Origin of the sequence: Streptomyces sp. NPDC021225, assembly GCF_044332865.1 — a bacterium.
GTDB lineage: Bacteria > Actinomycetota > Actinomycetes > Streptomycetales > Streptomycetaceae > Streptomyces.
Window position 1 is genome coordinate 903007 of sequence record NZ_JBIRPV010000001.1, and the last position, 23565, is coordinate 926571.

27 protein-coding genes are annotated in these 23565 nt (G+C 71.6%); 20 read left to right on the top strand and 7 right to left on the bottom strand.

The genetic code is table 11. From position 1 onward, the window contains the following. Positions 1–3: 3 nt before the first annotated feature. Positions 4–882 carry a hypothetical protein gene (locus ACH4S9_RS04135; protein ID WP_398369673.1) on the top strand — a complete coding sequence of 293 codons (879 nt, stop codon included), beginning with the start codon at positions 4–6 and terminating at the stop codon, positions 880–882. Here ACH4S9_RS04135 and ACH4S9_RS04140 read toward each other — a convergent pair. Then, positions 830–1861, bottom strand: a complete 1032-nt coding sequence (locus tag ACH4S9_RS04140) for a helix-turn-helix domain-containing protein (RefSeq protein ID WP_398369675.1) — start codon at positions 1859–1861, stop codon at positions 830–832. The two genes, ACH4S9_RS04135 and ACH4S9_RS04140, sit on opposite strands and share 53 nt — an antisense overlap. Positions 1862–2110: 249 nt before the next feature. Between ACH4S9_RS04140 and ACH4S9_RS04145 the strand changes: the two genes are divergently transcribed. From ACH4S9_RS04145 to ACH4S9_RS04165, 5 genes are all read left to right on the top strand, one after another. After that, the gene (locus tag ACH4S9_RS04145) at positions 2111–2896 is read left to right on the top strand and encodes an RNA ligase family protein (protein ID WP_358847079.1); all 786 of its coding nucleotides are present in this window, start codon (positions 2111–2113) and stop codon (positions 2894–2896) included. Beyond that, positions 2883–4028 carry an AAA family ATPase gene (locus tag ACH4S9_RS04150; protein WP_398369677.1) on the top strand — a complete coding sequence of 382 codons (1146 nt, stop codon included), beginning with the start codon at positions 2883–2885 and terminating at the stop codon, positions 4026–4028. The genes ACH4S9_RS04145 and ACH4S9_RS04150 overlap by 14 nt, the downstream gene beginning before the upstream one ends. A gap of 87 nt (positions 4029–4115) precedes the next feature. Continuing rightward, positions 4116–4580, top strand: coding sequence for a thioredoxin (trxA, locus tag ACH4S9_RS04155; RefSeq protein WP_311722935.1), 465 nt, complete (start codon positions 4116–4118; stop codon positions 4578–4580). After that, positions 4573–5172, top strand: coding sequence for a histidine phosphatase family protein (locus ACH4S9_RS04160; protein ID WP_311722692.1), 600 nt, complete (start codon positions 4573–4575; stop codon positions 5170–5172). Before trxA ends, ACH4S9_RS04160 begins: the two co-directional genes overlap by 8 nt. Positions 5173–5327: 155 nt before the next feature. Further along, entirely contained in the window at positions 5328–5753 is a 426-nt protein-coding gene (locus ACH4S9_RS04165) for an OsmC family protein (RefSeq protein WP_311722693.1), read from the top strand. Here ACH4S9_RS04165 and ACH4S9_RS04170 read toward each other — a convergent pair. Continuing rightward, a complete protein-coding gene (locus tag ACH4S9_RS04170) occupies positions 5728–6342 on the bottom strand; it encodes a hypothetical protein (RefSeq protein WP_361189994.1) in 615 nt (204 codons plus the stop codon). The genes ACH4S9_RS04165 and ACH4S9_RS04170 overlap by 26 nt on opposite strands. A 157-nt stretch (positions 6343–6499) precedes the next feature. On the opposite strand from ACH4S9_RS04170, the gene ACH4S9_RS04175 reads away from it, so the two are divergent. The 3 genes from ACH4S9_RS04175 to ACH4S9_RS04185 all read left to right on the top strand — a co-directional run bounded on the left by ACH4S9_RS04175 (position 6500) and on the right by ACH4S9_RS04185 (position 9120). Continuing rightward, on the top strand, positions 6500–7276 hold the full coding sequence (locus tag ACH4S9_RS04175) for an IclR family transcriptional regulator (RefSeq protein ID WP_398369680.1): 777 nt from the start codon (positions 6500–6502) through the stop codon (positions 7274–7276). Beyond that, on the top strand, positions 7273–8148 hold the full coding sequence (locus ACH4S9_RS04180) for an SMP-30/gluconolactonase/LRE family protein (RefSeq protein ID WP_398369682.1): 876 nt from the start codon (positions 7273–7275) through the stop codon (positions 8146–8148). The genes ACH4S9_RS04175 and ACH4S9_RS04180 overlap by 4 nt, the downstream gene beginning before the upstream one ends. A 141-nt stretch (positions 8149–8289) precedes the next feature. Next, positions 8290–9120 carry a hypothetical protein gene (locus ACH4S9_RS04185; protein ID WP_398369684.1) on the top strand — a complete coding sequence of 277 codons (831 nt, stop codon included), beginning with the start codon at positions 8290–8292 and terminating at the stop codon, positions 9118–9120. A 33-nt stretch (positions 9121–9153) separates the two neighbouring features. Here the strand turns inward: ACH4S9_RS04185 and ACH4S9_RS04190 are convergent, their stop codons facing one another. Then, entirely contained in the window at positions 9154–9594 is a 441-nt protein-coding gene (locus tag ACH4S9_RS04190; protein ID WP_311722698.1) for a MarR family transcriptional regulator, read from the bottom strand. A gap of 83 nt (positions 9595–9677) precedes the next feature. Here ACH4S9_RS04190 and ACH4S9_RS04195 point away from each other — a divergent pair, with 83 nt between their 5' ends. Beyond that, complete coding sequence (locus tag ACH4S9_RS04195) at positions 9678–10706, top strand: NADP-dependent oxidoreductase (RefSeq protein ID WP_398369687.1); 1029 nt, start codon at positions 9678–9680, stop codon at positions 10704–10706. A 2-nt stretch (positions 10707–10708) separates the two neighbouring features. On the opposite strand, the gene ACH4S9_RS04200 is transcribed toward ACH4S9_RS04195, so the two are convergent. Further along, positions 10709–11071 carry a hypothetical protein gene (locus ACH4S9_RS04200; RefSeq protein ID WP_398369689.1) on the bottom strand — a complete coding sequence of 121 codons (363 nt, stop codon included), beginning with the start codon at positions 11069–11071 and terminating at the stop codon, positions 10709–10711. Positions 11072–11316: 245 nt separating this feature from the next. On the opposite strand from ACH4S9_RS04200, the gene ACH4S9_RS04205 reads away from it, so the two are divergent. From ACH4S9_RS04205 to ACH4S9_RS04215, 3 genes are read left to right on the top strand one after another with little or no spacing between them, the layout of a single operon-like run. Continuing rightward, positions 11317–12663, top strand: a complete 1347-nt coding sequence (locus ACH4S9_RS04205; RefSeq protein ID WP_385345756.1) for an extracellular solute-binding protein — start codon at positions 11317–11319, stop codon at positions 12661–12663. Further along, entirely contained in the window at positions 12660–13625 is a 966-nt protein-coding gene (locus tag ACH4S9_RS04210) for a carbohydrate ABC transporter permease (protein ID WP_398369691.1), read from the top strand. Before ACH4S9_RS04205 ends, ACH4S9_RS04210 begins: the two co-directional genes overlap by 4 nt. Next, the gene (locus tag ACH4S9_RS04215; RefSeq protein ID WP_398369693.1) at positions 13622–14491 is read left to right on the top strand and encodes a carbohydrate ABC transporter permease; all 870 of its coding nucleotides are present in this window, start codon (positions 13622–13624) and stop codon (positions 14489–14491) included. The genes ACH4S9_RS04210 and ACH4S9_RS04215 overlap by 4 nt, the downstream gene beginning before the upstream one ends. Before the next feature lie 92 nt (positions 14492–14583). On the opposite strand, the gene ACH4S9_RS04220 is transcribed toward ACH4S9_RS04215, so the two are convergent. Further along, a complete protein-coding gene (locus ACH4S9_RS04220) occupies positions 14584–15999 on the bottom strand; it encodes a glycoside hydrolase (RefSeq protein ID WP_398369695.1) in 1416 nt (471 codons plus the stop codon). A gap of 184 nt (positions 16000–16183) precedes the next feature. Here ACH4S9_RS04220 and ACH4S9_RS04225 point away from each other — a divergent pair, with 184 nt between their 5' ends. The 5 genes from ACH4S9_RS04225 to ACH4S9_RS04245 all read left to right on the top strand — a co-directional run bounded on the left by ACH4S9_RS04225 (position 16184) and on the right by ACH4S9_RS04245 (position 20265). Then, positions 16184–17176: an arabinan endo-1,5-alpha-L-arabinosidase gene (locus ACH4S9_RS04225; protein ID WP_311722705.1), complete on the top strand. Its 993-nt coding sequence runs from the start codon at positions 16184–16186 to the stop codon at positions 17174–17176. A 152-nt stretch (positions 17177–17328) separates the two neighbouring features. Then, on the top strand, positions 17329–18312 hold the full coding sequence (locus ACH4S9_RS04230) for a teichoic acid biosynthesis protein C (protein WP_398369698.1): 984 nt from the start codon (positions 17329–17331) through the stop codon (positions 18310–18312). A 217-nt stretch (positions 18313–18529) separates the two neighbouring features. Beyond that, on the top strand, positions 18530–19516 hold the full coding sequence (locus ACH4S9_RS04235) for an alpha/beta fold hydrolase (protein ID WP_398369700.1): 987 nt from the start codon (positions 18530–18532) through the stop codon (positions 19514–19516). Positions 19517–19578: 62 nt separating this feature from the next. Beyond that, positions 19579–19821, top strand: a complete 243-nt coding sequence (locus tag ACH4S9_RS04240; RefSeq protein WP_398369702.1) for a hypothetical protein — start codon at positions 19579–19581, stop codon at positions 19819–19821. Positions 19822–19896: 75 nt separating this feature from the next. After that, the gene (locus tag ACH4S9_RS04245; protein ID WP_385345769.1) at positions 19897–20265 is read left to right on the top strand and encodes a hypothetical protein; all 369 of its coding nucleotides are present in this window, start codon (positions 19897–19899) and stop codon (positions 20263–20265) included. Positions 20266–20274: 9 nt separating this feature from the next. On the opposite strand, the gene ACH4S9_RS04250 is transcribed toward ACH4S9_RS04245, so the two are convergent. Beyond that, positions 20275–20781, bottom strand: coding sequence for a DinB family protein (locus ACH4S9_RS04250; RefSeq protein WP_311722709.1), 507 nt, complete (start codon positions 20779–20781; stop codon positions 20275–20277). Between the two features lie 150 nt (positions 20782–20931). On the opposite strand from ACH4S9_RS04250, the gene ACH4S9_RS04255 reads away from it, so the two are divergent. Both ACH4S9_RS04255 and ACH4S9_RS04260 read left to right on the top strand, forming a co-directional pair. Continuing rightward, on the top strand, positions 20932–21123 hold the full coding sequence (locus ACH4S9_RS04255) for a hypothetical protein (protein WP_361192755.1): 192 nt from the start codon (positions 20932–20934) through the stop codon (positions 21121–21123). Positions 21124–21380: 257 nt separating this feature from the next. Beyond that, the gene (locus ACH4S9_RS04260; RefSeq protein ID WP_398369705.1) at positions 21381–22931 is read left to right on the top strand and encodes an alpha-N-arabinofuranosidase; all 1551 of its coding nucleotides are present in this window, start codon (positions 21381–21383) and stop codon (positions 22929–22931) included. On the opposite strand, the gene ACH4S9_RS04265 is transcribed toward ACH4S9_RS04260, so the two are convergent. After that, positions 22915–23535, bottom strand: coding sequence for a DsbA family protein (locus ACH4S9_RS04265; RefSeq protein WP_398369707.1), 621 nt, complete (start codon positions 23533–23535; stop codon positions 22915–22917). The two genes, ACH4S9_RS04260 and ACH4S9_RS04265, sit on opposite strands and share 17 nt — an antisense overlap. Positions 23536–23565 lie beyond the last annotated feature (30 nt).

A 23565-nucleotide genomic window follows, 5' to 3' on the forward strand; every position in this document is an offset into this window, starting at 1 on the left:
CGCATGGACAGCACCACCGAGCTCCGCGCCCTGCTCGATCAGACCCTGACCGACCCCCGGCCGCACTGCCCGCTGCCCGGGCACGGGGCGGGGCATGTGTGTCTGGTGCGCGACGGATGGGATCCGGCGCTGCTGGAGCAGGTCGTCCTGGAGGTGCTGCCCTGGACCCGGCAGCCCGTCCGGCGGCTGGTCACCGCGGGCGTCCCCACTCCCGCGTTCGGCGGTCCGCCCACCGGGGCGGGCGACGGCGAGGTGGTGGAGCTGCGCGGCTGGGCGCTGAACGAGCACTGGTTGGGGTACGGCCTGACGGCCATGGCGGACGGGCCGCGCGGGGTGATCGTCGTCGCCCGCCGGGGCGACTTCCCGCCCGGCACCGGGTGGCCGGAGCGGCTGGCGGTCGTCACCGGGTGGGAGGGGCCGCGGCCGTCCGGCGCCGACGGCGCGATCGACTGGGCGGCCGCGGAATCCGCGCTCGGCACGGCCCTGCCCGGCGGCTACAAGGAGATCGTCGACCTGTTCGGCGCGGGCGGCTTCGACGGCTATCTGGATCTGCTGGTGCCGGGCGCCCTGGGCTGGGATCTCGTCGACTGGGGCGTGAGCACGCCGAAGTACGCCGAGCTGTACCGGCCCTACCCGGTGTATCCCGCGCCCGGCGGCGTGCTGATCTGGGGCAGCTCGGAGCAGGAGGTGACGTTCCACTGGCTGACCGGCGCCGACGACCCGGACGACTGGCCGGTGCTCGTGCTGAAGGACTTCAACGACTGGCAGCGCTTCGACTGCGGCACCGGCGAGTTCATCCTGCACATGCTCACCGACCGGAAGCAGCCGTTCAGCTTTCCGCCCGCGGCGCGGGTGGCCGCCCACTGGTTCGAGCCATGCTGAGATAGGGACCGGATTCCCGGTACGAGCGGTGGCGGTACTCGCGCGGCGGCAGGCCGTAGGCGCCGCGGAAGGCGCGGGTGAAGTCGCCGGGGCGGGGGAACCCCCACCCCGCGGCGATGGCGTGGATCGGCCGGGCGGCGAGCCGGGGGTCGGCGAGGTCGCGGCGGCAGCGCTCGAGGCGCTGGTCGCGGATCCAGGAGGCCACGGTCAGGCCGTGCCGCTGGAAGAGGCGGTGGAGCGAGCGGGTGGAGATGTGGTGGGCCGCGGCGACGGCGTCCGGGGTGAGGCCGGGCTCGTGCAGATGGCGGCGGACGAAGGCCTGGACCCGGAGCAGCAGCGAGCGCTCCCGGCTCTCGGGCGGCAGGGCGGCGACGGTGTCGAGCCGCTGGGCGACGGTGTGGGACAGCAGGTCGATCAGCGTGGTGGACAGCCGGGCCGCGTCCTGGGGGCCGAACTGGTGCGGATTGCGGGCGACATGGGTGAGGAACTGGGCCAGCAGCGCGGCGAATCCCCCGCCGCCGGGTATGCGGGTCGCCGCGACATGGTCCACCTGCCGCGCGGCCGGCGGCAGGGCCGCCCGGGGCAGATGCAGGAGTAACTGGCGGACCGGGGCCGTGCCCTCGGGGCCGGCCCAGCCGTCGAACGGCTCCGAGGAGCTGTACACCGCCAGATCCCCGGAGCCGAGCAGGGTGTGGCTCCTGAACTGCGACAGCCCCATGTTCCCGGAGAGCGTGAGCGACAGCTGCACAAAGCCGGGGTCGCTGTGCCGGATGAGCCGTGGGGTCCGGGTCACGGTCAGCGTGGGATAGGTCATGTCGGAGACCTGGACGTCACCGAGGTTCAGCACGCGGGCCGTGGCCTCGAAGTCCGCCGCCCGGTCGCTGCCCATCGCGGTCGGGATCAGCGTCGAGGCCGTCATGTCGTGCCACCAGCCGAACCGCTCCTCCGGTGTCAGCCATGTCGTCGTCATGCGTGCCATGTCCACGGTTCCCCCTCGGCCCCGCTCATCCGTCGCTGTTCCATAGTGCTCCGCACCGCTCGGCCCCGTTGTCAGTGGCTCGCCCTACCGTGGAAGACGTCCTTATCCACGCTGCGGGCTGCGCGTGACTCGGACGCGAGAAGGCCGGACCCGAACAGCGCGGGTCCGGCCTTCACCGACCCCCAAGGCCTGTCCGGGGCCTCGAAATCTCGTTGCCCGGTCCGTCGCGTACGGCATAGAAAGAATCCCGTGATCCGCAAGTACCCGAGGACCCCGCATCTCCAGGGCTCCCGACTCCAGCCCGGCGACGAGGACTTGGCCGCCGTGCCGTTCGCCGAGATCGCGGGCCGGTATCTGGTGGTCGAGGAGAAGCTCGACGGTGCCAACGCGGCGATCAGCTTCACGCCGGACGGCGAGCTGCGGCTCCAGAGCCGTGGCCACTTCCTCACCGGCGGGCCCCGGGAGCGCCACTTCTCGCCGTTCAAGGCGTGGGCGGCGCTGGTCCGGGATCTGCTGTGGCCGCGCCTGGGGAGCCGCCATGTGCTGTACGGCGAGTGGCTCTACGCCAAGCACACGGTGTACTACGACGCGCTGCCGCACTACTTCAACGAGTTCGATGTGCTGGACCGCGACGAGGACGTGTTCCTGTCCACGGCCCGCCGCCGCGAGCTGCTGGAGGGGCTGCCGGTCCACTCGGTGCCCGTCCTGCACACCGGGCCGCTCTCCGGCCTTGACGCGCTCACCGCGTTCGTCGGGCCCTCGACCTGCCGTACGGAGGGGTGGCGGGCGGCGCTGCGGGAGACGGCCGAGGCGGGCGGCCTCGACCCCGGGCGGGTGGCCGCGGAGACCGACTCCTCGGACTTCATGGAGGGCCTGTACGTCAAGGTCGAGGAGGACGGCGTGGTGGCGGGCCGCTACAAGTGGGTGCGCCCCGGCTTCCTCACCAGCGTGCTGGACTCCGGCACGCACTGGCTCGACCGCCCGATCGTGCCCAACCGGCTCCGGGACCCGGCGGTGATGTATGCGCGCGCCTGAGGCCCCCTTCCGGGAGTTGTTGGAGCTGTGCCCCGTGGCGCCGGACTGGACGGTGCCCTGGGACCGGATCGTCTCGGCGTATCCGTGGATCCGCCGTCTGGCGGGTGTACCGCAGGACACCGTCCACCACGGCGAGGGCGATGTGGCCACCCACACCCGGATGGCCGCCGAGGCGCTGGCGGGGCTGCCCGAGTGGCGGGCCAGGCCCGCGGCCGGGCGGGAGCTGCTGTTCGCCGCCGTGCTGCTGCACGACGCGGCGAAGCCGGACTGCACGGCCACCGATCCCGAGGGGCGGATCACCGCCCGCGGCCACTCCCGGCGCGGCGAGCTGATCGCCCGCAGGGTGCTGTGGGAGCTGGGGGCGCCGATCGCCTGGCGCGAGCATGTCGCCGCCCTGGTCAGACACCACCAGGTGCCGTTCTGGGCGCTGGAGCGGCCCGACCTGGAGCGCATCGCCTTCCGGGCCTCCCTGCTGGCGAGCAACGACGACCTGGCGGTGCTGGCGACGGCCGACATCCTCGGCCGGATCTGCGGCGACATGGACGCGATGCTGGAGAACGTCGCCCTGTACCGCGAGTACTGCGCCGAGCAGGACTGCCTGACCACCCCGCGCCGGTTCCCCTCCGACCACGCCCGCTTCGAGTACTTCCGCACCCCCGGCCGGGACCCGGACTACGCCGCGTACGACGACACCCGTATGACGGTGACCGTCCTGTCGGGCCTGCCCGGCGTGGGCAAGGACCACTGGATCGGAGCGCACCGCCCCGGCCTGCCCGTCGTCAGCCTGGACGCGCTGCGCGCCGAGCTGGGCGTGGATCCGGCCGCCGACCAGGCCCCGGTGGTGGCGGCCGCGCGGGAGGCGGCCCGGGGGCATCTGCGCGCGGGCGAGCCGTTCGTCTGGAACGCCACCAACGTCTCGCGGCGGCTGCGCGAGCAGTCCGTGGGGCTGGTGGCCGGGTACGGCGGGCGGGTCGAGCTGGTGGCCCTCGAGGCGCCGCCCGCGGTGCTGCGCGCCCGTAACGCCGCGCGGCCCCGGCCGGTGCCCGAGGCGGTCATCGACCGGCTGATCCGCCGCTGGGAGACCCCCGACCCCACCGAGGCACACCAGGTCACCTGGGTCGACACGGCCTGAGCCCGCGGCCGCAGCCTGCTGTCCTACGGCCGGTACGCCCCCTCTGACCTGCGGCGCGACCCGGACAGGAATACCGTTCGGGGTGGTCTGGTTGACGCGGGCACGGCCACTGCCGACAGCACGGAAGCAGGTAACGCAGGCATGAGCACCGTTGAACTCACCAAGGACAACTTCGACGAGATCGTCTCGGGGAACGACTTCGTCCTGATCGACTTCTGGGCCTCCTGGTGCGGACCGTGCCGGATGTTCGCGCCCGTCTACGACCGGGCCTCGGAGACCCACCAGGACGTGGTCTTCGCGAAGGTGGACACCGAGGCGCAGCCGGAGCTGGCCGCCGCGTTCGACATCCAGTCCATCCCGACCCTGATGATCGTGCGCGAGAACATCGCCGTCTTCGCCCAGCCCGGTGCCCTCCCCGAGGCCGCCCTGGAGGACGTCATCGGCCAGGCCCGCGGCCTGGACATGGACGCGGTCCGCGCCTCCGTCGCCGAGGAGCAGGCGAAGGCCAAGGCGGCGGCGGGTGAGGCGGGAGCGCCGGGCAGCCATGGGTGAGCTGGTGCTGATCCGGCACGGCGAGACCGAGTGGAGCCGGACGGGCAAGCACACCAGCTGGACCGATCAGCCGCTCACCCCGCGCGGCGAGGACCAGGCCCGCTCGCTGCGCCCGCTGCTCGCCGACCGCAAGGTCGCGCTCGCTCTGGTGAGTCCGTTGAGCCGGGCCGTGCACACGGCCCGGCTGGCGGGCATCGAGGGGGCGCGGATCGAGCCGGATCTGCACGAGTGGGACTACGGCGGTTACGAGGGCATCACCACCGACGAGATCCACCGCACCCGGCCCGACTGGACCCTGTGGACCGACGGCGTCGCCCCGGGCGGGGCCGAGCACCCGGGCGAGTTGCCCGAGCAGATCGGCGCCCGCGTCGACCGGGTGCTCGCCGCCGTGGAGTCCGAGCTGCGCGCCGACCGCGGCGATGTGGTTCTTGTCGCCCACGGGCATGTCCTGCGCGTCCTCACCGCGCGCCGCCTCGGGCTGCCGCCGTCCGCGGGCGCGCTCTTCCGCCTCGACACGGCGACCGTCAGCCGGATCGGAACCGAGCACGGCCGCCCGGCTCTTGTCGCGTGGAACGTGGGCTCCGGGTCGTAGGCTCAGGGTGATCACCACCGGCAGGGTGATCACCACCGGCAGGTCACCCGTCCAGGTGATTCACTCGGGTGATCCACAGCAGGCTCGCAGAAGTCGATAGAACCCGGTAGAAGTCGGTAGAAGTCGACGACAGAGGCTCACAGAAGGCAGGAAGCATGGCTACGACGCGCACCGCGCACACCGTCTGGCACGGCAATCTGGTGGAGGGCAAGGGGGCGGTGACCTTCGACTCCTCCGGGATCGGAGAGCAGCCCGTCTCCTGGCCCTCGCGCGCCGAGCAGGCGAACGGCAAGACCAGCCCGGAGGAGCTGATCGCGGCCGCGCACTCCAGCTGCTTCTCGATGGCGCTGTCGCACGGCCTCACCCAGGCCGGCACCCCGCCGACGCAGCTGACCACGCAGGCCGATGTCACTTTCCAGCCGGGCACCGGCATCACCGGCATCCACCTCACCGTGGAGGGCACGGTGGAGGGCGTGGACGAGGACACGTTCGTCGCGGCGGCCGAGGAGGCCAAGAAGAACTGCCCGGTGAGCCAGGCGCTCACCGGTACGACGATCACCCTGACGGCGAAGCTGTCCTGACGGCGTCGACACGCTGGAGCAACCCCCAGGTGAACTCCGCCACACAGTGGTGGAGTTCACCTTTTTCGTCCGGGGCGGTGAACGCGAGCCGCCAGCGGGTGGGCGCCGAGCCCTCCATCGGCCGGGCGGGCGCGAAGGCCCCCGCCACCTCGTCCACCGTGCAGGACCAGGGCGCCAGGTCCGCCACCGTACGCAGCGGAGGACCGGCCGCGCCGGGCGCGCGCACCAGCCACTCGTTCCACACCCCGCCGCCCGGGGCGGTCAGCACCTCGAACCGCAGATCCGGCCACAGTGGCACTGGCCAGCTCAGCGCCTCGCAGGTCAGATCGCCGATCCGGCGGGCGGCCCGGGCCTCGGGCGCGCCGAGCACCGAGCGGTAGTGGGCCACCGCCGACCGGCGCCGCGGGGAGCGCCGCATGGCCTGCCAGCGGCGGTTGGCCTCGCGCATCACGGCGCGGCTGAAGCCCAGCTCCCGCAGCGCGTCCTCGACCAGATCCGGGTGGTAGTCGGCCATTCTCCGCAGCAGCACCAGAACGAAGGGGAAAGGTGTGGGGAAGGAGTCGGCAGACGGGTCGAGCGCGGAGTTCATGGCGCCATCGTGACGCACCCGACGTTACCCAGGGGTACCAATCCCTGGCCATTGCCTCGAGAAGTCACCCCTGCGTAATCTGTGTTCGCGATACCGGCCGCTGGCCGTAATCTCGAACGAATGGTGTCATCTGGACCAGGAGGGGTGGGCGAGCGATATGGGACGCCTGGTGCCCGCGGTAACCCGGGCTCTGGACATACTCGAGCTCTTCCTCGACGGGGACGGCACGCTTTCCGCGCCCGAGATCACCCGTAAGCTCGGGCTGCCCCGCACCACGGTCCATGAGCTGGTGACCACCTTGGCCGCCCGCTCCTACCTGGTGCAAGTGCCCGACCAGCCCGGCCGCTACCGGCTCGGGGTGCGCCCGTACCAACTGGGCAGCCGTTACGCCGAGCAGCTGGACCTGGCCGCCGAGGGCCGGCAGGTGGCCCGCAGCGTCGCCGAGACCTGCGACGAGACCGTCCATGTCGCCATCCTCGAAGGCGCGGATGTCATCTACATCGCCAAGGTCGACTCCACCCACGCCGTCCGCATGGTCTCCGCCGCCGGCCGCCGGCTGCCCGCCCACTGCACCTCGGTGGGCAAGATGCTGCTCGCCTCCCTCTCGGAGGAGGCCCTGGCGGCCCGGATCCCGGAGGGCGCGCCGCTGATCGCGATGACGGACAACAGCATCACCTCCCCGGAGGAGCTGCGCCGCCATCTCGCCGTCATCCGTGAGCGCGGCATCGCGGTCGAGCAGCGCGAGTCCAACCCGGATGTGAGCTGTGTGGCGGCGCCGGTACGGGACTCGGCGGGCCAGGTCGTGGCGGCGCTGTCGATCTCCGTGCCGATGATCCGCTGGAGCGAGGAGCGGCAGGAGGAGCTGGCGGAGCTGGCGGCCAAGGGCGCCGGTGAGCTGTCGGCCCGACTCGGACACCGGAGGCGCGGAGCATGAGCGGAGCGAACGGCAGCGGCAGCAGCGACGGGCTCGATGTCGCCGTGCGGGCGATGGCCGAGCTGGGCGAGGGCCCGACCTGGGACGCCGCGGCGCAGCGGCTGATCTGGGTCGACATCCTCTCGTCCCGGGTGCACACCTACGACCCGGCCACCGGTCGGCGCACGGTCCTGGCCACCGAGCAGCACGTCGGCGCCGCCAAGCCCCGGGCGGGCGGCGGCCTGGCCGTCAACCTCCGCGACGGCATCGGCCTGTACGGGGCCGACGGCGCGTTCTCCTGGCTGGTCCACGAGGTGGTCCCCGGCCGCCGGGGCAATGACGCGGCCGTGGCGCCGGACGGCTCGCTGTGGGCGGGCACCATGCGCTACGACGAGGCGACGGGCGGCGGCACGCTGTCCCGTATCGCGCCGGACGGCTCCGTCGCGGAGATCCTGCCGGACGTCACGGTCAGCAACGGCACCGGCTGGAGCCCGGACGGCCGCCTCATGTACTACGCCGACACCCCGACCTGCCGGATCGACGTCTTCGACGTGGCGGGCGCTGAGGTCACCGGCCGCCGCCCCTTCGCGCGGATCGAGGACGGCGCGGGCTTCCCCGACGGGCTGTGCGTGGACGCCGAGGGCTGTGTGTGGGTCGCGCTGTGGGACGGCGGCGCGGTCCGCCGCTACACCCCGGACGGCGCCCTCGACCGGGTGGTCGAGCTGCCGGTGCGCCGCCCGACCGCGTGCGCCTTCGGCGGCTCCGGCCTGACCGATCTGTACGTCACCTCGGCCCGGGTCGGGCTCGGCCCCGCCGAACAGCCGCTCGCCGGGTCGGTCCTGGTGCTGGCGGGGGCGGGGCAGGGGCTGGCGCAACCGGCGTTCGGGGGCTGACGAGGCGCCGGGGCCCGGCCCGCCGGGGGCGGACAATTTCGGCCAAGCGGTCCATCCCCGGCGTGAAATCGATCCTTGCACAGGATTCTCACAATCCGCGGTTCCTCCGCTACCCGCCGGGCACATAACCTGCCCGGCGAAATGGATTACTGCCCTTCCTGCCACCGCCACCTCAACGGCGCTGTGTCCTGCCCCGGTTGCGGCGCCTACGCCGGAGCTGAGGAGTACGCGTATCCCGCCGCCGAGGCCGCCGCCATCGAGGCCGCCGCCGTCGAGGCCGCCGCCGTGGACTACGGCAGGGATGGTGACGAGGGCGCGGAGGTCGAGCCCGCCCCGGAGCCCGTGGCGGCCTCGACCCGCGCGGACCGGCGCAAGGCCGCCCGCCGGAAGCCGAAGCCCCGTGGCATCGTCGGCGGCCGGGCGCGCAGGGCCCGCCGCGGCCGGGGGCGCCGGGTGACGATCATGGCGTCGGTGCTCGGCCCCATCCTGGCCGCGCTGTTCGTGGCGGAGATCGCCACGGAGGGCGGCATCTTCCATGAGCCCTCGACCACGTCAAGCCCCGACAAGTCGGAGGCGGAGCGCGGCCCGGGCGAGGGGGACTCCAGCGGGCCGAGGGTGCGCGAGAGCGGAGCGCCGGGCGCGGGGCCGGCGGGGTCGTCGGCGGGGGTGGACGGCCCGAGCGCGGACGAGAGCCGGAGCGAGGACGCCGCGTCGGACGAGGACAAGGACAAGGGCAAGAAGAAGGCCAGGGACAGCTCGTCGCCCAGCGCCGACGACCCCTCGTCGACCGACGGACCGGACGACCCCTCCGCCACGGCCCCGACCACGGGCGGTGGGGGAGGAGGCGGGGGAGGCGGGGCCACCCAGTCTCCGACCACGCCGTCCGACCCCGGCACCACCACCTCCGTGCCGACCCAGCCCACGCCCTCGCCCTCGGACACCTGTGACCGCTTTCTGTGGTGGTGCACGTAGGAAAGGCCGGGCCGGGGACGGTCGGGCCGGGGATCAGGCCGGGGCTGTCCCGACCATCCGCGTGAGCAGGTCGCGCAGCACCGTGCGCTCCTCCTTCGACAGCCCGGCCAGCGGGGCGCGCGCGAAGTCGAGCGATCCGCGCAGCCGGTCGGCGGTCTCTCTGCCCCGGTTCGTCGCGGCGGCCAGCTTGACGCGGCGGTCGGCCGGGTCCAGGCGGCGCTCGGCGAGGCCGCGGGCCTCCAGCCGGTCGATGATCCCCGTGATGTTCGACGGCTCGCACTTCAGCTGCTGCGCTATGTGCCGCATGGGCGTCGGGCCGCGGGACAACAGCCCGAGCACCCGGGCCTGCGCGCCGGTGAGGGAGTGCTTCGCGGCGGCCTGTTCGTATTCCTCGTGATAGCGAGCGACGATGGTGCCGATGAGTTCGACGACTTCGAGCGTCAGCGGATCAGGAGGTTCGTTACTGGAGGTCATGGGCACCAGGGTACCCACTTATTTGACATCATAAAATATTCAGTCACATGATTGTTTCATCACCTGAAACACTTGGAGGACCCATGCCCGCCACATCAGAGATTCCCGCCACCGGCCGCGAGTGGCACCTCGTCGCCCGCCCCCAGGGGTGGCCGAAGCCCGAGGACTTCGCGCTGCGCGAGACCCCCGTCACCGAGCCGGGCCCCGGCCAGGTGCTGGTCCGCAACCTGTACATGTCGGTGGACCCCTACATGCGCGGCCGGATGAACGACGTGAAGTCCTACGCCCCGCCGTACAAGCTCGACCATCCGATGGACGGCGGCGCCGTGGGCCAGGTCATCGCCTCCGCCGCGGACGGCATCGCCGTCGGCGACCACGTTCTGCACTTCGGCGGCTGGCGCGAGTACGCGCGGGTGGACGCCCAGCACGCGGTCAAGGTGGACCCCGCCGCCGCCCCCCTCTCCGCCTACCTCGGCGTCCTCGGCATGACCGGCCTCACCGCGTACGCGGGCCTGATCGAGGTCGCCTCCTTCAAGGAGGGCGACGCGGTCTTCGTCTCCGGCGCGGCCGGCGCGGTCGGCAGCCAGGTCGGCCAGATCGCCAAGCTCAAGGGCGCCTCGCGGGTCATCGGCAGCGCGGGCTCCGACGACAAGGTGAGGCTGCTGACCGAGGAGTACGGCTTCGACGCGGCGTTCAACTACAAGAAGGGTCCGGTCGCCGAGCAGCTGAAGGAGGCCGCGCCCGACGGCATCGACGTCTACTTCGACAACGTCGGCGGCGAGCACCTGGAGGCCGCGATCGGCCGCCTCAACGTGCACGGGCGCGTCACCGTCTGCGGCATGATCGCCCAGTACAACGCGCCCGAGCCGCCCGCCGCGCCGCGCAACCTCGCCCTCGTCATCGGCAAGCGGCTGCGCATCCAGGGCATGCTCGTGAACGACCACCAGCACCTTCAGCAGCAGTTCGTCGAGGAGGTCGGCGGCTGGCTGCGCGAGGGCACGCTGCACTACCGGGAGACGGTGGTCAAGGGCGTCGACAACGCGGTGGATGCGTTTCTGGGCATGCTGCGCGGTGAGAACACCGGCAAGATGATCGTCTCCCTGACCGACTGACCTCACCGGGCGCCGGCCGCCGGGCCGCCAGGCCCCGGGGCCGCCCCGGCCCTCGGGCCCGGGGCCCGGGCCCCGGGCCTCGGCCCTCGGGCGCCTGCGGCGGGCTTTTCCCCTCCCCGCCCCTTCCCGTAACCAGGGGCTTCGCCCCGGTCGCACGCTGCGCCCGCAGCCGCAGCGCCGCCGTCGTGGCGGGCGGAGTCCTCCGGCAGGCCGTTGCGGGGCGCCGCCAGACGGTCGGTGAGCGCGGTGGGGAAGGTCTCCAGGCCGATCACGGCTCCGGTTCCGTCCGCGCCGCCCGTATCGTCCGCGCCGCCCGGCGCCCCGTCCCGCGGGTAGCGGACCGTCAGATCTCCCAGCTCGAACATCCGTTACCCGCCTCGCTCGCCCGAAATAGACCTGATCGTCGTTCGGTATACCGGCACACGTCTGGCATTCCGGTAAGCGCATCGGCCCGGACGGTAAGCGCTTGCTCCGAGGTGGGTCAAGAGGTGAGGCGAGTCGTGTTCAAAGCGTTGACGTGCACTCCTCAGCGGCTTATGTTCCCGTCCGAAGTTACGAGCGGCATTCGAAATAGCGAACAGCGCTGCCTGGGCAGCAGGAATGAGCCGCAATGCAACGATCCTCCCCGAGTCGCCGCGGCGTGCTCTCCGGGCTCGGCGCGCTCGCCGCCGCCGGGGCCATGGGCGCGGGCGCCACCGGTTGCGCCGCGCCCGCAGCATGCTCACCGGGCTGCGCGGGCAAGACCCGGCTGCGCTACTGGCACCTCTTCGGCGGCGGCGACGGCGTCAACATGAACGCGATGCTGGACGCCTACCGCGCGGCCCATCCCGCGATCGGCCTGGAGGCCGCCACGTTCCAGTGGGGCTCGCCGTACTACACCAAGCTCGGCATGGCGGGCGCGGGCGGCCGCGCGCCCGAGGTCGCGGCGCTGCACCTGGCTCGGCTCGCGGGCTTCGCGCCCGGCCGCCTCCTCGACGCCTTCGACCTCGACCTGCTCGCCGACCACGGCGTGACCGCCGCCGACTTCCCCGAGGACATCTGGAAGCGCGGCGCGGTCGGGGGCAAGCAGTACGCCATCCCGCTCGACACCCACCCCATGGTGCTCTTCTACAACACCGAGGTGTGCGAGAAGGCCGGGCTGCTCGGCGCCGACGGCAAGCTCAAGCCCATCCACGGCGCCGAGGAGTTCACCGCCGCCCTGCGCGCCGCCAAGAAGGCCACCGGAGCGCCGGGGCTGGTCACCGAGACCATCGGCGGCGATGTCATCGGCCCCTGGCGGGTGTTCTCCACCTTCTACTCCCAGACCGGCGGGAAGGTCCTGTCAGCCGACGGCCGCCGCCTCGCCCTCGACGACGCCAAGGCGCTCAAGGTGCTGGAGTACATGGCCATGCTCGCCGACGAGGGACTGTGCCCCCGCCGGGTCGACTACCCGGGCTCCGTCGGCGTCTTCAACGGCGGCAAGACCGCCTTCTACCTCAACGGCGAGTGGGAGATCAGCTCCTTCCGCACCACCAAGCTGCCGTTCTCCATGACCCGCGTGCCGGCCCTCTTCGGCCGCCCCACCGCCCAGGCCGACTGCCACTCCTTCGTGCTGCCCCACCAGACCGACCGGGGCGGCGAGACCAACGAAGCGGCCCATGAGTTCGTGGCCTGGATGCTGAAGCACACCGTCGAGTGGGCCAAGGGCGGGCATGTGCCGGCCTATCTGCCGACACTGGAGAACCCCGCGTATCTGAAGCTCCAGCCGCAGTCCGAATACCGCTCGGTCGTCAACGACGTCGCGCTCGACGAGCCCGCCTGGTTCGCCGGCTCCGCCTCCCTCATGTGGATCGAGCTCGGCTCGGCCTTCTCCGGCGTGTTCACCGGCTCCCGTACGCCCCGGAACGCGCTGAACGAGGCCAAGGCCCGGCTGCGCGAGCTCCTCGACACCCCCAACCCCTTCGGAGGTGCGAAATGAGCGCGCCGACCGTCACCGCGCCCCCGCCCCCGCCCCGCTCCTCCGAGAGCACGGCCACCACCTCGCCCGGGACCGTGCGCCGCCACTGGACCGAGCACGGGCTGGTCTTCGTCGGACCCTTCCTCCTCGTCTACGCCCTCTTCCTCCTCTGGCCGCTGCTCTACGGCGTCAAGATGAGCCTCGGCGACGACAACATCACCGGCACCGACAGCCACTTCATCGGCTTCGACAACTACGCCGAGGCCCTCCGGGACCCCGATGTGTGGTCCTCGCTGTGGAACACGGTCTGGTTCACCGTCCTGTCCACCGTCCCCCTCGTCCTCGTCGGCCTGGGCATGGCGCTGCTCGCGCACCATCTGCGCGTGGTCCAGTGGCTGTGGCGGCTGAGCTGGTTCGCGCCCTTCCTGCTGCCGTCCGGGGTGGTCGGGCTGCTCTTCATGTGGGTGATCTTCCCGTCCGACTTCGGCTTCGCCGACCAGGCGCTGGCCTCCCTCGGTCTGCACCCGGGGATCGGCTGGCTCACCGACGAGCGCTACGCCATGCTGTCCATCGTCCTGACCACGGTCTGGTGGACCGTCGGCTTCAACTTCCTGCTGTACCTCGCCGCGCTCCAGGCCATTCCGCAGCATCTCTACGAGGCGGCGGAGCTGGACGGCGCGGGCGCCTGGGCCCGGCTGCGCCACATCACCCTGCCGTTGCTGCGGCGCACCACGGGCGTTGTGCTGGTGCTCCAGATCCTGGCCTCGCTGAAGATCTTCGATCAGGTCTACATCATGACCGCCGGCGGCCCGGACGAATCCACCCGGCCGATCCTCCAGTACGTCTACCAGACCGGCTTCACCGGCTACCGCATCGGCTATGCCTCCGCCGTCTCGTATCTCTTCTTCGCCCTGATCGTGATCGTCTCCCTGGTGCAACTGCGGCTGACCCGCCGCTCGAGTGAGGAGGGTGCGCGGTCATGAGCGCGGAGACAGCTGGTCTGAAGGAAGGCGCGGAGCACAGGGGCCGCTGGGCACCGGGGCGGCTCGCCATGCTGCTGGTCGCGCTCGGGCTGGTGGTGGTGTGGCTGCTGCCGCTGGCCTGGGCGGTGGCCACCTCCCTCAAGCCGGAGGGGGAGACCACCACGACCCCGCTGAAGTGGATCGGCTCGACGATCACCTTCGACGCGTACCGCGAGGTGTGGAAGTCCGGCGACATCGGGCAGTGGATGTTCAACTCCGCCTATATCTCGGTGATGACGACCCTGCTGACCGTGGTGCTGTGTGCCATGGCCGCGTACGGCTTCTCGCGGACCGAGTTCCGCGGCCGCAAGGTGCTCTACGGTCTTGTGCTGGCCGGGATCATGGTGCCGCCGCAGGTGCTGATCGCCCCGCTGTTCGCGGAGATGGTCTCCATGGGGCTCGTCGACACCTACTGGGGCGTGATCCTGCCGCAGGTCGCCGTGCCCGCGATGGTCTTCATCCTGGTGAAGTTCTTCGACGGGGTGCCGCGCGAGCTGGAGGAGGCGGCGTTCGTGGACGGGGCGGGGCGGTGGCGGGTCTTCTGGACCATCGTGATGCCGCTGTCCCGGCCGGTGCTCGCGGCCGTGGCGATCTTCACCTTCATCTCGACGTGGAACAACTTCCTGTGGCCGTTCCTGGTCACCACCGACCCGAACGGGATGACGCTGCCGGTGGGGCTGGTCAACGTCCAGTCCTCGTACGGGCTGCGGTACGCCCAGATGATGGCCTCGGTCGTGATCGCGGGCCTGCCGCTGCTGGTGGTCTTCACCCTCTTCCAGCGCCAGATCGTCCGCGGCGTGGCCCACACGGGCCTGGCGGGCCAGTGAGCGTCCTCCCACGAGGTGTCCCCCCACGAGGTGTCCCCCCACGGGGTGGGCTTGGTTCACCCGGCCGGGTGAACCAAGCCCACCGGCGACGCTCAGCTCCCCAGCACCACCGTGGTCAGGGACCGCGCCGGAAGCTCGACGCCCAGCCTGCCGTCGCGGACGGCCGCCGACCCGACCCGGCTCAGCGAGTGCGTCTCGTCCGTGCGGTACACCGAGCCGCGCGCGGAGCCGCCCGCACCGCCGCCCGTCAGCGCGTAATCCGCCCGCACCGCGTCCGTCCCCGTGTTGAGGATCTCCAGCACCCGCGCCCCGTCCCGGTTCCGGAACGCCGTGACCTTGACGCCCTCCGCCCCGGACGACGCGGCCACCCGCACCGCCCCCGGCCGGATGAACCTGCTGTACGCGGCCAGGGCCCACAGCCGCTTGGAGACGTGGTAGTCCGCCCCGTCCAGCTGGATCAGCCCACGCGTCGCCCCGATCGACGCGCCGAACCAGTACACGTACGCGCTGGCGCGGGCGTCCGCGAGCGTGGTGTGGATGGCCTCCGCGACGGCCAGCCCGTCGTAGCCGGAGCCGTCGTCCCACGCCTCGTTCCAGGTGGCGCCGTTCGGGCTCCACTCGGACATCCAGGTGCGGCGTTCGGTCGGCAGCGGCTGGTCGGAGGGGGTGACGTACGGGTGGCCGGTGTGCACCCCGACCAACGCCGCGGCCCGCGGATCCGCCTCGATCGCCGCGGTCAACTCCGCCTGCTGGTCCCATCCGGCGGCGTCGCAGCACACCAGGTCGATCCCGGCGCGCCGCACGGTCGGCCCGAGCGCCTTGACGGTCTCCACCGCCTGCTCGGGCGTGAACTGCATGGAGGCGTACGACGTGGCGAGGTCCGGCTCGTTGGTGAAGCCGAGGTCGGTGATCCGGACGCCCTCCTGGCGGTAGAACTTCGCGTACTGGACGAGGTAGTCGGCGTAGGCCTGCCGCCACTCGGGCTTGAGCGTCCCGCCGTTGGCATCCGTGCCGTTGGTCTTCATATAGCCGGGCGCGCTCCAGGCGTCGGCGTAGAAGCGCTTGACGCCGTACGCCTTCGCCTCCTTCGCCAGCCACACCTGGCCGCCGTCGTCGCCGTCCCACTCATAGCGCGGCGTGGCCTCGGGGCCGCCCGGGTCGGTCGGCTGGATCGACTTCATGTGGTCGTACACCTCGTCCGAGGACGAGCCGATGCCCAGCCGCAGAATGCTCAGACCGGCCCCGGACTTCCGGTCCAGCAGCAGGTCGAGCACCTCCCGCTGGTGTTCGGGGGTCAACCCGCGCGCGCCGTGCATGATGTCGGCGCGCTGGAAGGCCTGCGAGAAGCCGAAGCCGTCGATGGGCTGGAGGCGTTGGCCGAAGTCCACCCGGCCCGAGGCCCCCGCCGCGGGGGCGTCACCGGCATGGGCCTCCGGTACGGTCGCCGCCGTGCCCAGGAGGGCGACGGCCAGCGCGCCCGTCACGGCGGCGCGCATCAGCTTGGTCACGAGAGCGTCCCTTCCCCTGCCTCCGAAAAACTTCCGGAAGGTCACCGAAACGTCCGGGGGAAAGTAGAGGCAGCTGAGGGGCTAGTCAATCCCCTGGGACGAGGGAGGTGTTGAGGCCACCGATCGCGCCATGTACGGCCATGTGTTTCGGAGGGGCACCGAAAACATTCCGAAGGAGAGCCGAATGATCCATGCCATGTTCGCGTATGCGCGCGCAGGCGGCCGGCGCATCGCCGTCCTGGCGGCCGCCGCGACCCTCGCCCTGCTGCCGACCAGCGCCTCCGCCTACCCCAACCCGGGCCTGGTGACGGGTGACATCGTCGTGCACGACCCCACCATGATCCGCGCGAGCGACGGCACCTACCTGCTGTACTCCACCCACGGCGGCCTCGAGGCCCGTACCTCCACCGACCGGATCGCCTTCAGCCGCTCGGGGAACGCCTTCAACACCCCGCCGTCGTGGTGGAAGAACTACTCCTCGAGCAATGACCCCTGGGCGCCCGACATCTCGTACCAGGGCGGCAAGTACCTGATGTACTACGCCGTCTCGTCCTTCGGGTCCAGCAACTCCGCGATCGGGTTCGCCACCTCGTCCAGCGGCAAGGCGGGCACCTGGACCGACTACGGCATCGTGCACTCCACCACCGGCAGCAGCAACTACAACGCCATCGACCCCAACCTCTTCGTCGACGGTGACGGCAAGTGGTGGCTGTCCTTCGGATCCTGGTGGTCGGGGCTGAAGATGCTACGTATCGACCCGTCCTCGGGCAAGCAGTACGCGGGCGACAAGACCGTCTACAGCATCGCCTCCCGGCCCACCGGCACCAAGGCGGTCGAGGGCCCCACGGTCGTCAAGCGCAACGGCTACTACTACCTGTTCGCCTCGTACGACACCTGCTGCGCGGGCACCAGCTCCACGTACAAGATCAAGGTCGGCCGCGCCACCAGCCCCACCGGGCCGTACCTCGACAAGAACGGGGTCAACCTGATGAACAACGGCGGCTCGGTGGTCCTGGAGTCCCACGGCCGCTACATCGGCCCCGGCGGGCAGTCCGTCATGAGCGATGTCGACGGCGATCTGCTCGTCTACCACTACTACGACGGTCAGGACAACGGCACGCCCAAGCTCGGCGTCAACCTCCTGAACTGGAGCGGAGGCTGGCCGACCGCGTACTGATCATGGCCTGACATGAACCTGACGGTTCGAGGAGGTGTACCCAGGGCAAATCTGGAGACGGATCACCAAGATCCTACGCGCGTAGCGCCCCCGTCCCCCGCCACCGAGGGACGGGGGCGCTACGGCACATCACCGACAGAGAGCGAAGATCCGTGACGCAAGACCGCACCTGGAACAGACGCCGGTTACTGAAACTCGGCGGCGGTGCCGCGGCGGGCGCCGCGCTCGGCCTGGGGGCCAAGGTGGCCACCGCGAGCGAGGCCGCCCCGACCGCCGTACCGACGTCCTCGCGCTTCGACCTGACCGAGCCCTCGTACGACCTGTTCCGCCACGCACGCCTGCACGATGCGAGAGTCCAGCAGTCGTTCTGCTTCGACAACGTCAACCGGCGCCTGTTCGTGGCCCAGCTCAAGGACGGCTCCGCGGACAGCAGCGGCGACCTGTGCATCACCCAGCTGGACTTCTCCGGCAATGAGCTCGGCTCTATGTATCTGCTCGGATTCGGGCACGCCGTGTCCATCGCCGCGCAGCCCGTGGGCACCAGCACCTATCTGTGGACCGAAGTGGACGTCAACAGCGGCGCCCGCGGCAAACGGCTGGCCCGCTTCCGCTGGAGCAGCGGGACGACCCTCTCCAACACCTCCTCCGCCCTGACCAAGCACTCGCCCGTCTCCGACGCGACGGAGACCACCTGCGCGATCGACCCGGTGAACAACCGGATGGCGATCCGCTATCTGAACACCGCGGGCAGCAGGCGGTACGCGATCTTCAACGTGAACGAGGTCGCGGCCGGCAACTACACCAACCGCCTCGCGGACTTCGCCCAGCCCAGCGACTCGGCCGTCTTCCAGGGCTACACGCTCTACGGAAGCTACGTCTACCAGCTGACCGGCACCGCCTACGGCGCCGACAACCCGTCCCCCGGCAACGCCTACACCTCCAGCGTCAACGTCAACACCGGCGCGCTCACCCAGCGGGCCTTCACCGGGGCGGGCTCGACGCTCACCTACCGGGAGCCCGAGGGGATGGGGGTGTACCGGACGGCCGCGGGGGAGGTCCGGCTGTTCCTCGGCTTCGCCTCCGGCGAGGCGGGCGACCGCCGCAGCAACCTCTTCTACAAGAACGTGCTCGTCTGAGCCGGTCCCCCATGGGCCGGGCTCGCGCCCAGCGTCCCGTCACGGTAGCCGCTGGGCGCGAGCCCGTGGACCGCGCGGAAGGCGCGGGTCGTTTGCCGAACCGGCAACAGGGCTCGCGGCGGGGCGGCATCCGGCACAGGATCGCCGCAACGAGCCGCCGCGCCCGGCACCTGGCAGATCGGGCGGCCGGCACATCGCAGTCCCGGACGGAGAAGTCATGTCGCAGCCCGCCCAGGCCATGGACGTCACCCATCGCATGGTCCCGACCCCCGCAGGCAGGATCCACCTGGTGGAGCAGGGCACCGGGCCGCTGGTGCTGCTGGTGCACGGCTTCCCGGAGTCCTGGTACTCCTGGCGCCGTCAGCTGCCGGCGCTGGCCGCCGCCGGGTACCGCGCGGTCGCCGTCGACGTGCGCGGCTACGGGCGGTCCTCGAAGCCGGAGAGCGTGGCCGCGTACCGGATGCTCGACCTGGTCGAGGACGGCGCCGCCGTGGTGCACGCGCTCGGCGAGGACACCGCGGTGATCGTCGGCCACGACTGGGGGGCGACCATCGCCGCGAACTCCGCCCTGGTCAGGCCCGACGTCTTCCGCGCGGTCGGCCTGCTGAGCGTCCCCTACGCCCCGCGCGGCGGACCGCGGCCCAGCGAGATCTTCGCGGGGATGGGCGGGGAGGAGGAGTTCTACGTCTCCTACTTCCAGGAGCCCGGCCGGGCCGAGGCCGAGATCGAGCCGGACGTCCGCGGCTGGCTCGGCGGCTTCTACGCCGCCCTGTCCGGCGACACCATGCCCGCGTCCGGCGCCCCCGACCCGCACTTCGTCAGCCGCGGCGGGACGCTGCGCGACCGGTTCCCCGCTGACCGGCTGCCCGCCTGGCTCGGCGAGGACGACCTCGACTTCTACGCCGGAGAATTCGAGCGGACCGGGCTCGGCGGCGCCCTGGGGCGCTACCGCAACATGGACCGGGACTGGGAGGACCTCGCCGACTTCGACGGCGCCCCCATCACCCAGCCGTCGCTGTTCCTCGGCGGCGCCCTGGACGCCTCCACCACCTGGCTGACCGCCGCGATCGACGCCTACCCCGCCACCCTCCCCGGCCTGCGCTCCTCGCACATCCTCGACGGCTGCGGCCACTGGATCCAGCAGGAACGCCCCGAGGAGGTCAACCGCCACCTGACCGACTGGCTCGCCTCCCTGCCCGCCTGACGGCGTAGCCCCGGGCGCTCGGGGTACCTGGAGGGTCCGTCCGCTGACGAAGGGAACCGGCAGTGACTGACCGACGACTGGAAGCGCCCGGGAACCATGCCCACGCCGTACCGAGGGATCTGCCGGACCAGCAGGTACACGACGGTCCGGACCCGCTTGATGTGGGCGGCCTGGATGTGGGCGGCCCGGACTGGGGTGGCCCGGACTGGGGCGGCCCGGACCGGGGCGGCGGTGCGGGCCGATACGGAGCACCGGACGGCCGCGACGACGGCGCGCATCCGACTCCGGACGAGCCATCCGGGTGAAACCGCGCAAAAGCTGCGAACATGAATGTAGGGACAATCGATCAGCTCAGCGCATCAGTGAAGAAGGTGCCCGCCATGGCCAACGTGGAATGGCACGCCGAGCATGTTCTGGTGACCCTCACCGGAATCTCGCGGGACGACGCCGGCGCGGTCTTTGACGTACTGCACCGGTGCTACCGCTCCGACGAGGCGTACGCAGGCTTGCCGGAGCACATGCTCGAGGGCCACCCGGTGGTGTGGACCTCGACCTTCGAGGTGACCCCGAGCCACCCGGAGCCCGAGCCCACCACCCTGACCGCCCCCATCACGGCAGACCTCCAGGGCTGCCCGTGCCAGGTGGAGCAGATGCGCGAGGTCCTGGCCCGCGCCTTCGCCATCGAGGAGCGGGGCCGGGTCGCCGGCGATCAGGAGCGCCAGATGGAGGTGCGGCTGGTGAGCCGGTGAGCGCCGGCGTCAGACGCCAACGGTCCCGTCGACGCCCTCGCGCAGGAAGTCGGCGTGGCCGTTGTGCCGCCCGTACTCCAGGATGACGTGCATCATCACCGCGCGCAGCGACACGTCCGTGCCCCACCGCGCGGCGTGGACGGTCACATCGAGCGACTCCGCGGCGGCCTCGATCCGCCGCGAGTGCTCCACCTCCGCCTGCCACGCCGCGAAGGCCTCCGCCCGCGTGGCCTCCCGCGCGTCGTAGGCGGCCTGGAAGTCGAACGAGTCCGACCACACGAGCGGGATGTCCTCGCCGTCGATCACCCGGCGGAACCAGTTGCGCTCCACCTCGGCCATGTGCCGCACCAGCCCGAGCAGCGAGAGCGTCGAGGGCGGCATGGACTGACGCCGCAGCTCCTCGTCGGACAGGCCGTCGCACTTGCCGGCGAGGGTCGCCCGGTGGAAGTCGAGGAAGCCGCGCAGCGTCTCGCGCTCGTCCGCGGTGGTGGGTATGCGGGGGCGTTCGGTGGTCACGGGTGAGTCCCTTTCGTACGGGCCGATGCTCGCGGAGGATTTCAGTCCGGCTCTACGCCGAACCGGCTTGCCCAGTTCCCCGTTCGTGCGTTGCCGTGACGCATGCCTTCCCATCGAGGCAAGTGAATCACGGAGTGATGTAAGGGCCCCATGGCCACGCTTCGGACTTCCCGCTCCGCCGCCACGTCCACGCCGTCGTCCCTGACCCGCCGCCGCGCCGTGCTCGCGGCGGGGGCGGGGGCGGTGGCCGCCGGGGCGGGGATCGCCTCGGCGCCCGGCGCCTCGGCCGACGCGAAGGCGACAACGCGCTCCGCCTGCTGCCCCGACTCGGGGCCCGGCTGAGGCACTGAGCCGACCTTGTGGTGGGAATGGGACAGCGACACGCCGTGACTTCGGCGTGTCGTCGTCCGAAAGTCACCGCAAACTCAACACCGGGGGTGCGTCGGCTTCTCCCGCGCGCCGAGCAGCGTCGCGCTGCGCGAGGCGTTGACGCGCGCGGGAGCGAGATCTTACCGTCTCGTTCGAAGTTGCGATCGGTATCCGAGATCTCGGACAAGCGACCAAGCGACAGCGCGCCAGCGCAGGAGAGAGACGCCGCAATGCAGCCGACGACCCCCAGCAACCGCACCGCCGCCGACACCCCCGCTCCCGCCCGACCGGCCCGCTTCACCCTCGACCCCGCCTTCGCCGTGGGCGACGTCGACCCGCGAATGTTCGGGTCGTTCGTGGAACACCTCGGCCGCTGCGTCTACACCGGCATCTACGAACCCGGCCACCCCACCGCCGACGACGCCGGGCTGCGCACCGACGTCCTGGAGCTGATCCGCGAGCTGGGAGTGACCGTCATCCGCTACCCGGGCGGCAACTTCGTCTCCGGCTACAAGTGGGAGGACGGCGTCGGCCCGGTCGACGAGCGGCCGCGCCGCCTGGACCTGGCCTGGCGGTCGACCGAGACCAACCGCTTCGGTCTCGGCGAGTACATCGACTTCCTCCGCAAGGTCGACAGCGAGCCGATGATGGCGCTCAACCTCGGCACGCGCGGCGTGGCGGAGGCGCTGGAGCTCCAGGAATACGCCAACCACCCCTCCGGCACCGCCCTGTCCGACCGCCGCGCCGCGCACGGCGACAAGGACCCGTACGACATCCGGCTGTGGTGCCTGGGCAACGAGATGGACGGGCCCTGGCAGACCGGCCACAAGGCGGCCGAGGAGTACGGGCGGCTGGCCGCCGAGACCGCCCGAGCGATGCGGCAGATCGACCCGGATGTGCAGCTGGTGGCCTGCGGCAGCTCCTCGCAGTCCATGCCGACGTTCGCGGAGTGGGAGGCGACGGTCCTGCGGGAGGCCTACGACCTCGTCGACTACATCTCCCTGCACGCCTACTACGAAGAGCTCGACGGCGACCGCGACTCCTTCCTCGCCTCGGCCGTCGACATGGAGTCCTTCATCGAGAACGTGGTCGCCACCTGCGACCACGTAGGCGCCCGGCTGAAGTCCAAGAAGAAGATCAACCTCTCCTTCGACGAGTGGAACGTCTGGTACCTGACCCGCTTCCACGGCGCCGAGCCGCCCAACTGGGACGAGGCCCCCCGGCTCCTGGAGGACAACTACTCCGTCACCGACGCCGTCGTCTTCGGCTCGCTGCTCATCGCGCTGCTGCGCCACGCCGACCGGGTCACCGTCGCCTGCCTCGCCCAACTCGTCAACGTCATCGCGCCGATCATGACCGAGCCGGGCGGCCCGGCCTGGAAGCAGACCACCTTCTTCCCGTTCGCCCAGGCCTCCCGCCACGGGCGCGGGCGGGTCCTCCAGGTCAACGTCGACAGCCCGACGTACGAGACGGCCAAGTACGGCGAGGTGCCGCTGTTGCACGCCACCGCCGTCGCGGACGAGGAGAGCGGCGAGGTCACCGTCTTCGTCGTCAACCGCGACCAGACGCGGCCGCTGCCGCTGGAGGTGGACCTGCGCGGGCTCGGCGTGGCCCGTGTCGTCGAGCACAGCGTCCTCGCGGACGCCGACCCCGAGGCCCGTAACACCCTGGCCGAGCCGGAGCGCGTCACCCCGCACCCCGCGACCGGCACGGTCCTGGCGGACGGGGTGCTGCGGGCCACGCTGGAGCCGATGTCCTGGAACGTCATCCGGCTGGGGTGAGCGGCGCGGTCAGCGCCGCGCGGTAGGCCTCCTCCGGCTGCGCGCCTTCGAGGACGGCCCCGTCCCCGAAGGCGACGTACGGCACCACGTCGACATGGACGCCGAGCGCGCGTACGCGGTCGAGTTCGGCGCGCAACTCGGCTGTTCCGTCGGTGTCGTCGGGGCCGGGGGCCGCCACCACCCCGGCCTCGGCGGCCAGCCGGGCCAGGGTGGTGCGGTCGGAGATCAGCAGCCCGTCGGTGAAGTACGCCCGGAACAGCCGCTCCGCCATCCGCTCGCCGAGCCCCTGGGCGGAGGCGTGGGCGACCAGCCGGTGGGCCTCGAAGGTGTTGGTGAACAGGGCGCGTTCGAAGCGCAGGTCCAAGCCGTCCGCCACACCGAAGGCGGTGTCGGAGGCCACCTGCTGGACGAACGCCTCACCACGGGTCCGCCGCCAGACCTCGAACAGCGGCTCACCGGCGGACGGCGCGTCGGGCTCGGCCTGGAACGGGCGGATGGTCAGTTCGGCCTCGCCGCCGGCGGCCCGGGTGAGGCGGGTGAAGCCGAGGTAGCAACGGACACAGACGAGGTCCAGGGCGATCTCAACACGGCGTTTGGTTCGCATGCCCATAAGCCTCGGCCTGGCGGGAAGGGA